Source organism: Hymenobacter actinosclerus, from assembly GCF_900111515.1.
Lineage (GTDB): Bacteria > Bacteroidota > Bacteroidia > Cytophagales > Hymenobacteraceae > Hymenobacter > Hymenobacter actinosclerus.
In genome coordinates this window covers 277,307-291,459 of record NZ_FOHS01000003.1, presented here as the reverse complement: position 1 = coordinate 291,459, position 14,153 = coordinate 277,307, and the positions used below count along the sequence as shown (strand labels likewise).

The 14,153-nt window shown below is 63.5% G+C and carries 12 protein-coding genes; 6 read left to right on the top strand and 6 right to left on the bottom strand.

Going from position 1 to position 14,153, the window contains the following annotated elements:
* The first annotated feature begins 13 nt into the window (after positions 1 to 13).
* Positions 14 to 886 (top strand): ChaN family lipoprotein, encoded by an 873-nt coding sequence (locus tag BMY67_RS12830; RefSeq protein WP_092772189.1) that lies wholly within the window; start codon positions 14 to 16, stop codon positions 884 to 886.
* Positions 887 to 1,127: 241 nt separating this feature from the next.
* Here BMY67_RS12830 and BMY67_RS12825 read toward each other — a convergent pair whose 3' ends face one another.
* Positions 1,128 to 2,021, bottom strand: coding sequence for a hypothetical protein (locus tag BMY67_RS12825; RefSeq protein ID WP_092772187.1), 894 nt, complete (start codon positions 2,019 to 2,021; stop codon positions 1,128 to 1,130).
* 91 nt (positions 2,022 to 2,112) lie between these two features.
* Between BMY67_RS12825 and BMY67_RS12820 the strand changes: the two genes are divergently transcribed.
* Positions 2,113 to 2,754: a hypothetical protein gene (locus BMY67_RS12820; RefSeq protein ID WP_092772184.1), complete on the top strand. Its 642-nt coding sequence runs from the start codon at positions 2,113 to 2,115 to the stop codon at positions 2,752 to 2,754.
* A gap of 379 nt (positions 2,755 to 3,133) precedes the next feature.
* On the opposite strand, the gene BMY67_RS12815 is transcribed toward BMY67_RS12820, so the two are convergent.
* Together BMY67_RS12815 and BMY67_RS12810 are read right to left on the bottom strand one after the other, a co-directional pair.
* Positions 3,134 to 4,702, bottom strand: coding sequence for a glycerol-3-phosphate dehydrogenase/oxidase (locus BMY67_RS12815; RefSeq protein ID WP_092772182.1), 1,569 nt, complete (start codon positions 4,700 to 4,702; stop codon positions 3,134 to 3,136).
* Positions 4,703 to 4,914: 212 nt separating this feature from the next.
* The gene (locus tag BMY67_RS12810) at positions 4,915 to 7,152 is read right to left on the bottom strand and encodes a penicillin acylase family protein (protein ID WP_092772180.1); all 2,238 of its coding nucleotides are present in this window, start codon (positions 7,150 to 7,152) and stop codon (positions 4,915 to 4,917) included.
* Between the two features lie 245 nt (positions 7,153 to 7,397).
* On the opposite strand from BMY67_RS12810, the gene BMY67_RS12805 reads away from it, so the two are divergent.
* The 3 genes from BMY67_RS12805 to BMY67_RS12795 all read left to right on the top strand — a co-directional run bounded on the left by BMY67_RS12805 (position 7,398) and on the right by BMY67_RS12795 (position 10,471).
* On the top strand, positions 7,398 to 8,348 hold the full coding sequence (locus BMY67_RS12805) for a mechanosensitive ion channel family protein (RefSeq protein WP_092772178.1): 951 nt from the start codon (positions 7,398 to 7,400) through the stop codon (positions 8,346 to 8,348).
* A gap of 216 nt (positions 8,349 to 8,564) precedes the next feature.
* Positions 8,565 to 9,125 carry a DUF421 domain-containing protein gene (locus BMY67_RS12800; RefSeq protein WP_092772176.1) on the top strand — a complete coding sequence of 187 codons (561 nt, stop codon included), beginning with the start codon at positions 8,565 to 8,567 and terminating at the stop codon, positions 9,123 to 9,125.
* On the top strand, positions 9,122 to 10,471 hold the full coding sequence (locus BMY67_RS12795) for a DUF2254 domain-containing protein (protein ID WP_092772174.1): 1,350 nt from the start codon (positions 9,122 to 9,124) through the stop codon (positions 10,469 to 10,471). Before BMY67_RS12800 ends, BMY67_RS12795 begins: the two co-directional genes overlap by 4 nt.
* 122 nt (positions 10,472 to 10,593) lie before the next feature.
* Here the strand turns inward: BMY67_RS12795 and BMY67_RS12790 are convergent, their stop codons facing one another.
* Positions 10,594 to 10,947, bottom strand: coding sequence for a HesB/IscA family protein (locus BMY67_RS12790; protein ID WP_092772172.1), 354 nt, complete (start codon positions 10,945 to 10,947; stop codon positions 10,594 to 10,596).
* A gap of 237 nt (positions 10,948 to 11,184) precedes the next feature.
* Here BMY67_RS12790 and BMY67_RS12785 point away from each other — a divergent pair, with 237 nt between their 5' ends.
* Complete coding sequence (locus BMY67_RS12785) at positions 11,185 to 11,724, top strand: DUF7935 family protein (protein ID WP_092772170.1); 540 nt, start codon at positions 11,185 to 11,187, stop codon at positions 11,722 to 11,724.
* 281 nt (positions 11,725 to 12,005) lie between these two features.
* On the opposite strand, the gene BMY67_RS12780 is transcribed toward BMY67_RS12785, so the two are convergent.
* Together BMY67_RS12780 and bshA are read right to left on the bottom strand one after the other, a co-directional pair.
* Entirely contained in the window at positions 12,006 to 12,557 is a 552-nt protein-coding gene (locus BMY67_RS12780) for a hypothetical protein (RefSeq protein WP_092772168.1), read from the bottom strand.
* Positions 12,558 to 13,011: 454 nt separating this feature from the next.
* Positions 13,012 to 14,148: an N-acetyl-alpha-D-glucosaminyl L-malate synthase BshA gene (gene bshA, locus BMY67_RS12775; protein WP_092772166.1), complete on the bottom strand. Its 1,137-nt coding sequence runs from the start codon at positions 14,146 to 14,148 to the stop codon at positions 13,012 to 13,014.
* Positions 14,149 to 14,153 lie beyond the last annotated feature (5 nt).

The window sequence follows — 14,153 nt, the reverse complement described above, 5'->3', positions numbered from 1 at the left end:
GTATCTTTGGAAGATGCGCACGCTTCTCTTTCTATTCCTGCTCATTAGCTCCCTCTTGGCAACGGGCCAGGACCGGCCGGCTTACCGCCTGTTCACGGACGCCGGCAAACCCACCGGGTACGAGGCCATGCTCCGAAAGCTGGCCGCCGCCGACGTGGTATTTTTCGGTGAGCAGCACAACGACCCCATCGCGCACTGGCTGCAACTGCAACTCACCCAGGATTTGCTGCGCCTGAAGCAGGGCCAGTTGGTGCTGGGCCTCGAAATGTTCGAGCGCGACGTGCAGCCGCTCGTGGACCAGTACACCACCGGCGAGCTGGATGACCAGGCCTTTGAGGCGGGCAGCCGCCCCTGGCCCAACTACGGCACCGACTACCAGCCGCTGCTGCAACTGGCGCGAAAACAGAAATTCCGGGTGGTGGGCACCAATGTGCCGCGCCGCTACGCCTCGCTGGTAGCCAAAGGCAGCCTCGCCGCCCTCGATACGCTGAGCGCCACCACCAAAGCCTGGCTGCCCCCGCTGCCGCTGACGGTGGATTACGATCTACCCGGCTACCAGAACATGGTGAAGATGTTCGGCGGCGACGCGGCCCACGCCGCCGGGGTGCAGAACATCATTCAGGCCCAGGCCCTCAAGGACGCCGCCATGGCCTTTTTCCTGAACCAGGCCCGGCCCGCCAACCACCTGCTGCTGCACCTCAACGGCAGCTACCACTCCGACAACCACGACGGCATCCTGGCCTACCTGCGCCAGCAAAACCCGCAGTTGAAGGTGCTGACCATCAGCACCGTTTCGCAGGAGCAGTTGGGCAAGCTGGAGAAGGATAATCAGCAGAAAGCCGATTTCGTACTGGTCGTGCCGGCCGATATGACGAAGACGTATTGAGATATGAGATATGAGATATGAGAGGTGAGATATGAGAAACGGTACGTCATGGCGAGGCCGGAGGCCGAAGCAATCTGGCCGGACAAAATGAGAACCATTGAGAACCCCAAAGCCCCGTATGTCAGCACAGACGTAGGGGCTTTTTGCTTATCAAGGCTTCATATTTTGCTCGCACGGACTGCCTCGGCCTTCGGCCTCGCCATGACGTACCGTTTCTCACTTCTCACTTCTCACTTCTCACCTACGCCAGCTTCAAATTGCCCAGGCAGGCGGTGTCGTGGAGCTGGATGAGGGGTTTTAGCTCCGGCAGGACCTGGCCGCTGCCGTACTCGCCCAGCCACTCGCAGACCGAGAAACCGGGGCGGCGGGCGTCGTACTCCTGTTGCCAGGTTTGCTGCTCCTGCTGCTGCTCGGGCGTGTCGAACGGGAAGGGGTAGGGCGGGCGGTGCCAGCCGATGCGCCAGGGCTTGGGCGTGAGGCGGGCGCGGTAGCACTGTTGCCGGCGGCACATGCGCACGTAGGTTCTGTCGGCGCGCATGGCCTGGAATACCTCCCCGGCGGTGGCCGAATCGGGGGCCAGCAGCTCGTGCGTGACGAGCAGGCGGAAACCCATGCGGGTGCGGTAGAGCCGGAAATTCCAGGCCGGGTAGAGCTGTAACCAGGCCGCCAGCCGCATTTCCAGCTGCTGCCGGGGCGGCAATGGCGGGGGGGCGGGCGGCGTAGGCCGGAACAGGCTTTGAAAGAAATCCAGGAAGCCCCGCCACGCTACCGCGGGCTCTCCCTGCTGCAAACCGCTGTCATCCACGTCGATAACCATGAAGCGGGCAGTACTGAGCACCAGGCAGCCGTAGTGGTTGCGGGTGACGGCCGCCAGCTGCCCGCCCCGGCCGTCGGGCAGGCGCCGCACCACGTGCTCGCGGATTGGGACTCCCTCGGTTGGGTAATCTTCGGGTTGGCCAACGATTTCCTCCCCGGCCAGCAGCCGGTGGGCCCGCTCATTGGCCAGCACTTCGGCGTGGGCGCGGGCGGTTGCCGGGCTGTCGTCGCTGCCGGCGTAGGCGACGAGTTCCAGCGGAGTTCCGTCGGCATCGGGCGTTGTGGAGGTGGCGCGGGCCCAGTAGGAGTAGAGCTGCATTGGCGGGGAGGAAGCAGCCAATATAGAAACTGGCAGTCTATCTTCGGCGCTTCATTCCGCTGCCGTCCACTTTTTCCTGATTCCTGCCGCCATGCTTTCCACCCATCACCCTGCCGGCCTGCCGCCGGCCGCCGACCTGCAACGCCTCGGCCAGGCCTTGGCCATGCTCGACGCCATCAACTCGCCCGACCCCGAATACCGCTACTACACCTACGACCCGCACTGGGACGCCGACGAGCAGCTGCTGGAAATGAACGACGGCGAAGGCGACCAGTTGCTGGTGTTGTTCCGGCCCGAAGGCTGCTGCATCAACGGCTCCCTCTCGGGCCACGAGCCGGCCGATAAAAAGCAGCTTACCCGCGGCCTGCCGGCGGCCTTTGAGGAGTTTATGTTCGGCGAGCCGGTGGAGTCCATCGGCACCAGCTTCTGCCTGTGGTACACGCCCGCCCACGGCTGGCAGACGGGCGTAGTGGATGAGGCGGAGGACGATGGCTCGGAAGACCTGATGGCCATTTTCGACCAGAACCCCGAAACCTACGCCGACTGGGCCAACGGCTACTACCTCGACGAAACCGAGCGCGAGCCCCTCGAAACCGCCGACGTCGCCCGCTTCTACCAGCACGAGCCCCTCACGCAAGCCACCGCCCAGGCCCTGAACCCCGACCTCACCGACTGGCCCCAGCTGGCCGCCGACGCCGAGCAAATCGGCTACCCGCACGAGCTGAAGAGCTAGCGCGGGTTTCCGGTTGCTATACCGCTGTAGAGACGCAACCCTTTGCGTCTTGTCGTTGCTGACATTGGTGGGTTGGTTCAATGGCGATGTTCCACCTATTGCGTCTTACCGTTGCTGACGTTGCGCCTCACCCCCCGGCCCCCTACGCCGCTTGATGCGCGGAATGAAAAAGGAGAGGGGGAGCCAGTCGAATGCTGACCGTTCAACTGAACAATGTCAGCAACGACGAGACGCGAAGGGTCGCGTCTGTACAGCGGTGTATATACTATCGACTCGAAAGTTACTTTGGGAGGCAGTAACTGGCTTAGAGGAAGTCGACCCGCCAACAACCCACCATCCGCCAATCTTCTGACACCGAAAGCCGACTTGAACCGGCTGGCTACAGCACGTACCCCCGGGCCAGTTCCGTGAATTCGGCAACCTGTTGCTGCTGCCAGGTGGCATCGTGGCCCAACTCGCGGGCCAGCAGCTCGGCTACGGTAGGGGCGGCTTGTATGGCGGCGTGGGCATCGAGAAACAGCAGCCGCACCCGGCGGGCCAGCACGTCTTCCACGGTGCGGGCCAGCTCGTGGCGGGCGGCCCACACTACCTCGGCCCGGGTGAAGGCAAATTCCAGCACGAGTTTTTCGGCCAGTTCGGGCTGCTCGCGCATGAGCTGGCGCAGGGCGGGCGCGTCGGTGCCGTAGGCGGCCAGGGGCGCGTGGTGGTCGGGGGTGGGCTGGGCGCCGTGGATGGGCTGTTGGGCCGTGCGGCTGGGGGCGGGCGGCAGCGAGCCGAGCGCTACGGCCCGGTTCACGGCATCCTCGCCCATACGGCGGTAAGTGGTCCATTTGCCGCCCGTAATCGTGAGCAGGCCGCTTTCAGACACGATAATTTTGTGGCTGCGCGAGATTTCCTTGGTGCTGGTGGAGCCCTTGGCGGGAGCGGCCAGGGGGCGCAGCCCGGCAAACACGCTCAGCACGTCGGCGCGGGTGGGGGCGCGGCGCAGGTAGCGGCCGGCGGTGCGCAGGATGAAGTCGATTTCGGCCACCTGGGCCCGGGGCTCGGGGCTGGCGGCGGACAGGGGCGTATCGGTAGTTCCCAGCAGCAGGCGGCCCTGCCAGGGTACGGCAAACAGCACCCGGCCGTCGTCGGTTTGCGGTAGCATGAGCGCGCCGGGGCCGGGCAGGAAATCCTGGCTCACGACTAGGTGCACGCCCTGGCTGGGCTGCACCAGCGGGCGGGCAGCAGGCTCGTCGAGGCGCAGCACCTCATCCACGAACACGCCGGTGGCATTCACTAGCACTTTGGCCCGCAACTCGTAGGTGCGGCCGGTTTCCTGGTCGGTGGCCCGGGCGCCGCTCAGGCGGCCGGCGGCGTTTTTGCGCAGGGCCGTTACGGCGCAGTGGTTGAGTACGGTGCCGCCGGCTTCGAGGGCCGTCTGGGCCAGGTTGATGGCCAGGCGGGCATCGTCGAACTGGCCGTCGTGGTAGAGCACGCCGCCGCGCAGGCCGTGCGGGCGCAGGTTGCCGAGGCGGCGCAGCGTTTCGGCGCGGCCCAGGTGCCGCGAGTCGCCGAAGCTGCGGCGGCCGGCCAGCCAGTCGTACAGTTTCAGGCCGATGGTGTAAAACGGGCCGCCCCACCAGCTGTAGTTCGGGATGATGAACTCCTGGTTGCTGACCAGGTGCGGCGCGTTTTGCAGCAGCAGGCCCCGCTCGTGCAGGGCCTCGCGCACCAGCGCCACGTCGCCCTGGGCCAGGTAGCGCACGCCCCCGTGCACGAGCTTGGTGCTGCGGCTGCTGGTGCCCTTGGCAAAATCGTCGCGCTCCAGCAGCAGCGTGCGGTAGCCGCGGCTCAGCCCATCCAGCGCCACGCCCAGCCCCGTAGCCCCGCCTCCGATAACGAGCAAATCCCACTCGGGCTCACTGGAGAGCCGGGCCAGCAGGGTAGGGCGGTGGAATGGGGACATAGGAAGGTGGGGAAAGGAGGGTGGCAGGGGAGGGGAAAGGGGAAAAGAACGTGTCATGCTGAGCGCAGCCGGAGGCGAAGTCGAAGCATCTCTACCGCTTCGTTGCAGTCGACAGAGTTAGCATGGCACGCGAGATGCTTCGACTTCGCCTCCGGCTGCGCTCAGCATGACACGTTCTTTTCCCCTTTCCCCTTCACCCTCACAACGCACCCTTACTGCCCCGGCGAGTAGGTGCGCTCGGCGTGCTGCCTGATGTCTTCGGGGTAGAACCAGACGTCCTTGAACTGCTGCTGGGTGTAGCGGCCGGCCTGGTCGCGGAAATGCGGCGAATCGGGGTGGCCGCTGACGCCGCCGGCCAGCACCGAGCGGGCCTTCACGCGGGGGCCAAACTCGACTACGGCCACAAAGCTGTTGCCCACGTCGCCGTAGCGCTTCTGGGTACCGGCCCGGGCGCGCGAACCGAAAGCGGCCAACGAGCCCCAGGCCGACGACGTGAAGGCCACCGGCAGGCTGGGTTTCTTATCGTCGTACACCTCGTCGATGCGGCCGGTGAGGCGCTGGAAGCGGTTGATGTCGCCCCAGGGCTGCCGCCAGCTGCCGAAGGAAGTTGTCAGCTCATCGAGGGTTTCCTGGAGGGCGTTTACTTTTTCGGGGGCCGTGGTGCTTTGGATGGCGAAGCGAATCAGCGCCATTTGGTCGAGGGGCTGGCCGGGTTGGGCGCGGGGGCGGGCCAGGCGCAGCAGCCGCTCGGCCCAGTAGGTGGCCACTGTCTGGGCCACCGAAGTAGTGGCGTAGTTGTGGTTCCAGGCCCGCAGCAGCGTCATGGCCTCCCGGATGTCGCCCTGGGGCGCGTCGGGGCCGTCGGCCACGGTCTGGTAGGCCTCAGCCAGGGCCGGCAGCAGCTCGTCGAAGGCCGTCAGGTGCGGGTCGCGGGCGGCGGCCAGCAGCGTATCGACGGTGAATTTCGACTTCGCCTTCTGGCTGAGCACGCGCACGGCGTTCAGGCCGCGGTAGTTTTCGGCGTCGGGGGCCATGTAGGCGGGGTAGGCCGCCGGGGCGGGCGAGCTGCCGGGGCCGGCCACCGTGAAGGGCGTGGCGTTGCAGTTTTGCAGCCAGCCGCTGGCCGGGTTCTTCACCTGCACGATGTCCGCCAGCGGGTGCAGGCCCTGCCAGTCGGTGCGCGGGTTGCTGCCATCCACGGGCCGGCTCCAGTCGAATTGCGGGTCGCGCTTCGGCATAAAGTTGCCGTGCCAGTAGGCAATGGTGCCCTTGCTGTCGGCAAACACGGTGTTATTGGAAGCGTTGCCGTTGAGCTTCATCACCTCCCGGAAACTGGCGTAGTCGGTGGCCTTGGTGCGCAGGTACGACTGCTCCAGGGCTGCCACCGGCGCGTCCATCATGCGCACCGTCAGCCATTTGCCGTCCTGTTCGCCCACCACCGGGCCGTGCTGGGTGTGGTAGGCGGTGAACTCGCGGAACCTGGTGCGGCCATCGGCGGCGCGGTAGGCTACGCGCACGGGCTGCTGGCGCACCGGCCGCTGCTCGGCGCCGTAGCGGTAGGTGTAGCGGCCGTCGGGCTGCTGGGCCACGGTTTCGAGGTACTCGTCCATCGAGTCGGCGTAGCTGGAAGTGTGCATCCAGCCGCAGTGCTCGTTGAAGCCCTGATAAATGAAAAACTGCCCCCAGGTAACGGCCCCGTAAGCGTTCAGGCCGGACTGGCTGGTCATCTGCACTTCGGGCCGGAAGTAGAACGAGGTGTGCGGGTTGATGAGCAGCAGCGGGTGGCCGCTGGCGCTCAGCTGCGGCCCGATGGCAAAGCCGTTGGAGCCCAGCGACGAGCGGTCGAGCAAGTCTTCGCGGGCCGGAGCGTGCGGCCGCTGCGGGGGCTGCCAGCCGGTGCCGGGCGCCACCTGGCGGCTGTAAAAGGCCTTCAGTCGCTCCACCGGCACCACGCTCACGTTGCCGCCGATGCTGCCCTCCGAGAACAGCAGCGGCATCCAGGGCTGAAAGCGGCGCAGCAGCTGCGGCTTGGTTTGCGGGTGGGTAGCGAGGTAATAGTTGGTGCCGTCGGCGAAGGCCTGCAATAACTGTTGCAGCCAGGCAGGGCTACGGGCGTACTCGGCCACGGCCCGGGTGCTGTCCATGAACAGGCGGGCGCGCAGGTCGTAGTACAGGGCGCTTTCACCTTCCACCTCGGCCCGACGGCCCAGCGCGTCGAGGTAGTTGGCCTCCACCCGCGCAAAGTCGTCTTCGCACTGCGCGTACAGCAGCCCGAACACGGCATCGGCGTCGGTTTTGCCGCTTACGTGGGGCACGCCCCAGGTGTCGCGCGTGATGGTGACCTGCCGGGCCTGCCGCTGCCAGCGGGCCAGCTCGGCGGGTGTGAAAGCCTGGGCCCGCGCCCCGAAGGCGCTCAGCAGCAGGAAGGACGTGAGAAGGGGAAGGCGCATAGCCGCAAGATAGTTGTCAGCCAGCAGTTGCCGGCGGCCCACTGCCGGCGTTGCGTGGCCCAGGCCAGCAGCCCCGGGCCACGCAACGCTCAACAATGTCCGCCGACCAGCCCAGGGCTTCAGCCCCGGCAACTAGCAACCGGCAACTAGCAACCGGCAACTGGCAACTGGCAACCGGCAACCGGCAACTAGCAACTGGCAACTGATAACCCCGTACAACCTGCACCGCCCCACAACTCCACCGTATGCTCGACGATTTCAACCAGGTGCTCCATACGTATTGGGACCAGTTTCTCTACATGCTGCCCCGGCTGCTGATTGCGGCCGTCATCATGGGCGTGGTCTGGATAGGCGCCAGCCGCCTGCGCAGCTGGCTGGCGGCCAAGCTCAGCGTCCGCTCCGACGACCCGCTGCTGACCGACTTTCTCACCCAGGTGGGCCGCTGGGTGCTGGTGCTGCTGGGGCTGGTGCTGGCGCTCAATGTGCTGGGCTTTTCGGGCGTGGTGGGCGGCATTCTGGGCGCGGCGGGCCTGTCGGCCTTCGTGGTGGGCTTTGCTTTCAAGGACATTGCCGAGAACTTTCTGGCCGGTATCATCCTGGCCTTCAACCGGCCGTTTGGGGTCAACGACACGGTGCAGATTCAGGACATGTTCGGGCAGATTACCAAGCTCAACCTGCGCACCACCGAAATGGGCACCTTCGACGGCCGCGACATTTCCATTCCCAATGCCATTGTGCTCAAGCAGCCGCTCATCAATTTCACGCGCGACGGCTTTATCCGCCAGGAGTTTGTGGTGGGCGTGGACTACGACGACGATGTGGCCGCCGCCATTGCCCTGATTCTGGAGCAGGTGCGCCAGGAATCGGAGGTGCTCACCGAGCGCGAGCCCTTTGCCGTGGTCGATGAGCTGGCCACCAGCACCGTGAATCTGAAGGTGTATTTCTGGACCAACACCGAAGATTACCGCCGCGGTACGCTGGAGCTGCGCAGCCGGGTAATGAACCGGGTGAAAATTGCTCTGATGGCCGGTGGCTACGCCCTGCCGCCCGATATTCTGGAGCTGCGCCTGCCCACCAAAATGCCCGCCCTGCCCGTGCAGGTAGCCATGGCCGAGCCCGGCACCCTCGCCGACCCGCCCGACGACCCCAAGAAGCCGGTCCCTTCGCCGCCTAATGTCGCGCCGCCTGCCCGCTAGTTTAGGGCTTCGCTTTTGTGCTTCGGGCTTGGCTGTGGCTGCTTAGAAAGCGGTTTGCGTTAACCAGGCACCATGTAGAGTCGCAAAGGATTGCGTCGCTGCCGCTTTCTGTTATCCCTTTAGGCTAATTCGAACGGCTTCAGACAGTTGCCAACAGCTGGGAAGGCGCACTGCCGAAGCACTAAAAACGAAGCAACGAGCACCAAATCCCGAATCATGGATAAAATCTTCTTCACTGGTTGGGACAGCATCATCCGGCTCCTGATAGTAGGTGTGCTGGCCTACGCCGGGCTGGTGCTGATGCTGCGCGCCTCGGGCAAGCGCACTCTCTCGAAGATGAACGCCTTCGACCTGATTGTGACCGTGGCGCTGGGCTCGACGCTGGCATCGACGCTGCTGAGCAAAACTGTTCCCCTGCTCGACGGCCTGCTGGCCCTGGCCCTGCTCATCGGCCTGCAATTCGTGATTACCTGGCTGTCGGTGCGCTTTACGGCGGTTGATAAACTGGTGAAGGCCGAGCCCACCCTGCTCGTGTATGAGGGCCGGATGCTACGCGCGGCCATGAAAAAGCAGCGCATCACGGAGGGCGAAATTCTGGGGGCGCTCCGGCAGAACGGCATCGGGGCGCTGGAGCAAACGGCCGCCGTCGTGCTCGAAAACGATGGTACCCTCACGGCCCTCAAAAGCACCAGCTCCGGCGCGCAGTCGGCCCTGGCCAACGTGCCGGGTGCCCCACCAACCAAGCCCGACGACTCAGCCAAACCTAGCCCTCTATGAACCGAATTAAAACCTGGTGGCTGCGCCTCAATGCCAGCCTGTGGTTTGTGCCCACGCTGATGGTAGTGGCGGCGCTGCTGCTGGCCTACGGGCTGGTTATTATCGACGCGGGCACCAGCAACAAGTGGACGGCCGACTACCCGCTGCTGTTTGGGGCCGGCGCCGATGGCGCCCGGGGCATGCTCTCGGCCATTGCCAGCTCGGCCATTACGGTGGCGGCCCTCATCTTCTCGCTCACGCTTTCCACCCTGGCCACCGTGTCGGGGCAGTACACCTCGCGCATCCTGCGCAACTTCATGCGCGACCGGGCCAACCAGGTGGTGATGGGCTTTTTCGTGAGCATTTTCGTGTACTGCCTGATTGTGCTGCGCACAATTCGGGGCGGCGACGAGGGCGGCTTCATCCCGCCGCTGGCCGTGTCGTTTGCCCTCTTAATGGCGGTGGTAAGCATCGGGATGCTGATTTTCTTTATTCACCACATTGCCACTTCCATTCAGGCGGCCAACATTATTGCCGAGGCGGGCCAGGAAACCATCAGGAGCATGACGCGCATCTTCCCCAAGCAGGTGGGGGAGGAAGCCGGGCCCGAGGCCGAGGACAACCTGCGCACCGCCGACCTGCGCTGGCACCCGGTGGCCGCCGCCGGCTCGGGCTACTTGCAGGGGGTGGCCAGCAAGGAGCTGCTCGATTTCGCCGGTGAGCAGAACGCGGTAGTCCGCCTCGAACACCGCCCCGGCGACTTCGTGACCCTGGATACGCCGCTGCTGTCGGTGGCTTACTACGCCGCCGACCGGCCGCCCGGCGAGCAGGAGCAGCGCCGCCTCAACGGCTACTTCACCATCGACAGCCAGCGCAGCATCGACCAGCAGGACGTGGCATTCGGCTTCCGCCAGATTGTCGACATTGCCCTCAAGGCCCTCTCGCCCGGCATCAACGATACTACCACGGCCATTATGTGCATCGACCGGCTGGGGGCCATGCTGGCGTTTCTGGCCAGCCGGGCGCTGCACCAGCCCCTGCGCGCCGCCGATGGCCAGGTTCGCGTTATTGCCCACACCCGCGACTTCGGCGACTTTGTGCGCCTGGCCTTCGACCAGATCCGCAGCTGCGGCGACGATAACGTGGCCGTCCTCGTCCGCCAGCTCACGGCCCTCGAAACCGTGGCCCGCCGCACCGGCTCCTACACGCGCCGCCAGAGCCTGCTGAAGCAGTGCGACCTGATCGAGCAGGCCACCGACACCACCATCACCCGCGCCTATGAGCAGGCCCAGGTGCGCCACCGCCTGGCCCAGGTGCGCGCGTTTCTGGCCAAACCCCTGCTGCCCGGCGTTCCTCAGGTGGCCTAGATAGATAGTAAGAAGAGACTGATTGTAAAAAAGCAGGAGCCACACCCAATCAGGTGCGGCTCCTGCTTTTTTACAATCAGTCTCTTTAGGGAAAGAGCCAGTAACTAGCTAAAAAGCGGGGATTAGGCCGAGAACGAGGAGCCGCAGCCGCAGGTGCTTTTAGCCTGGGGGTTGCTGAAGATGAAGCCGCGGGCGTTGAGGCCGTCCTGGAAGTCGACTTCCATGCCCAGCACATACATGGCGTGCTTTTTATCCATGATGAGCAGCACCCCGTCGATGTCGAAGGTTTCGTCCTGCTCCTTGGGCTTGTCGAAGCCCAGCAGGTAGCTCATGCCCGAACAGCCGCCGCCCTGCACGCCTACGCGCAGGCCGTATTCGCCGGGAACCGCTTTTTCAACGAGAATATTGCGAACCTCCTCCAGGGCGCGGGGAGTGAGGGTAATCGGAGCAAGCTTGGTGGAAACGGCCGTTGCCATAGTGATTTCGTTTTGAGGAGAAGTGGAGGCAAAGATACAACGCCGGCGGTAGTCGGGGCACGGCCCCGCCAACGGCGGCCCGGCACACTAGGGTGCGCAGGCCCGGCGTTCGGGGCTACAACAACGGCTTGGCCCCGCCGGTTCACGCCCTATCTTTGCCCCATAACGGGTGGCCCCAAGCCGTGCCGGCTGCCGGAGCGCCGCTCCGGGGCCCCGTTCTTTCCTCTATCTACCCGCATGGACACTACCGCGTATATTTTCGACCTGCTCAAAATCATTCTGCCCGCCCTGATTGTAGCCGGCGCCATCTACTTCCTGTTTCAGCAGTTTCTGGAGCGCGAGCAGCAGCGCCGCCTGCTGGAAATGCGCCTGGAAGCCAGCAAAACCACCCTGCCGCTTCGTTTGCAAGCCCTGGAGCGCGTCACGCTGCTACTCGAACGCCTCAGCCCCCAGAACCTGCTGATTCGGGTGAGCAGCGCCAACCTGCCGGCCGCCGACTACCACCGGCTGCTGCTCCAGGAAATCAGGGCCGAAGTGGAGCACAACCTCAGTCAGCAACTGTATATGCAGCCCGAAACCTGGGCCGCCGTGCAGCAGGCCCAGAACAGCATCAGCAACCTCATCAGCAGCCAGTTTCAGAAGCTGCCCAACCCCGCCGAGACCCGCGGCCCCGAGCTGGCCCGCCGCATCCTCGAAACGATGATGAACGACGAGCTCCCCGACCCCACCGCCGCTGCCATCCTGGCCGTAAAGCGCGAGGCGGTGGCTATGTTCTAAAGGGGATTGAGTTGGTATTACGAGGAGGTACGATATTAAGAGCCGTTAGCGGCGTTAATTCCTCCTTGCTAAAGCGCGACGGAACAGCACAAGAATGACCTGCAAAGCACTGCGCCTTAGTGGTGCCGTACCACGTTTAGCCGGCAGAGATTCAGACTGCTCGTTCTAAGGTAGGGCGAGCTTATAACGTTTTCCAGATGACCGTTTGTAAAGTTTTATGGGACATTTAGTTTGCTCAAATCACCGTTTGCGCAAACACAGGCCTCCGCCGCCAAGCTGTCTTATCCCTCGTCGTTGTGACGAAAATCATAGAATGAATGCGTGGTCAAATCGTAACAAATGGACCAATAGGCACTGCCCCCATCGTACGTCCAGACGGCTTGCCGTAACCAGAACGGCACGCTCCCCAGCACCTCTTCTCGCTGTTCAATAAACAGATTGAGGAAGAGGCAGCGGTGGCCTTCGGGATTGACAAATCCAAAGTATTGGCGCCGGTAGTCGGCCAAGTGCTGTTGGATGAGCGCGGGGTACTGCGCGTAATAGGCCGGTTGCAGTTGGGCATTCACCCGCGCTAGCGAGACCCGGCGCAAGGCTTTTTCGGCGGTCCGGACGTCCCGGCGGGTCGGGGTAAAGCGGCCGGGTGAGGGCGCTAGCTTGGCCAGTTCCGGCGGCAAGGTGGCCGCTGCCGGAAACAGGGCACAATCTGCCTGGCGCAGGCGGTAGGGCACCGCGATGGTATCGGGAGGCGGAGGAAGTTGCTGTGCCGCCACTGGCAGCGCAGGCAACCTCACGAGGAGCAATAAGCGCAAAAGAAGCCAGAGGGAGCGACGCATGGAAAGGACGGCAATTCGAAAGGCCCAAGGTAGCCACGGTTAGGAGTGATTAAAGGCTCCTTTCCGTGAACACCTCGCAGCTGCTCAGTACTTGGTGGCTAGTTGGCCCCAATAGGGCGGGGCGAGTTTAAGAAACTCGTCTACGATTCAAAGTTTACGAAATGCTCAAAGGAGATGAGTTTCGTAAACGACCAATATGGAGCCTATTCCCCGCTAAAGTACTGAGCCGGCCACGTTCCGGATGAAAGCAGAGAACCGTCCTTATTCCAAGTTCAGTCTGAGAAACGTTTTTATGCTAAGAGACGATTTCAAGAGGAGCCTCTAGCCTCCTATTCTTGTCCACTATCGTCTAAATGCTATTTCAGATAGCTAAATCCATTTTGCCATCAGTTGCAAAAAGCCACAACTTGTTCGGTTGTTCTTCCTTCAAGTGCTTTGCTCGCAATGATGGTCATCAAACCCCCACGGCCACCACATCGATGGCGCGCTGGTAGCAGGCTTCGTAGAGGGGCACGATGTTGTCGAGGGCGAAGGTTTCGGCGCGGGCGCGGGCGGCGGCCTTGAAGCGGGGCAGGTTCTCGTCGTCGAGGATGTAGAGGGCATTTTTCACCATGTCTTCTACATCCCCAATGTTGCTGACCATGCCGGTGACGCCGTGCTCGTTGAGCTCGGGAATGCCGCCGGCGTTGGTGCTGATAACCGGCACCTCGCAGGCCATGGCCTCCAAAGCTGCCAGGCCGAAGCTTTCCTTCTCGGAAGGCATCAGGAACAGATCGGCAATGCTGAGCACTTCCTCCACGGCTTCGAGCTTACCCAAAAAGCGTACATCCTGGCACAGGCCAATGTCGCGGCAGAGCTTTTCGATGCGCGGCCGATCGGGGCCGTCGCCGACCAGTAGCAGCTTGGCGGGCATCTGGGCGCGCACGCCGGCAAAAATATTCACCACGTCGTCTACCCGCTTCACCGAGCGGAAGTTGCTGGTGTGCACCAGCAGCTTTTCGCCTTCGGGGGCAATGGCAGCCTTGAAATGGTTTTTGGCCTGCTTCTGAAAGCGCTCCAGGTTGATGAAGTTGGGAATCACCTCAATCTCCTTCTCGATGGCGAAGTGCTCGTAGGTTTCGCGCCGCAAATCGGCCGAAACGGCTGTTACGCCGTCGCTCTGGTTGATGCTGAAGGTAACCACCGGCTCGTAGCTGGCATCCTTGCCCACGAGCGTAATATCGGTGCCGTGCAGGGTAGTAACCACCGGAATACGGATGCCGCGGGTGAGCAGAATCTGCTTGGCCATGTAGGCGGCCGAGGCGTGCGGGATGGCGTAGTGCACGTGCAGCACGTCGAGCTTCTCGTTCTGGGTGATGTCGACCATCTTACTGGCCAGCGCCAGCTCGTAGGGCGGAAACTGAAACAGCGGATAGGGCGGAATGTAGACCTCGTGGTAGAACAGGTTCTCGTTGAAGAAATCCAGGCGCACCGGCTGGCTGTAGGTGATGAAATGGACGCGGTGCCCGCGCTGAGCCAGGGCCTTGCCCAACTCGGTGGCCACGACGCCCGAGCCGCCGAAAGTGGGATAACAAACGATACCGATGTTCATGGATC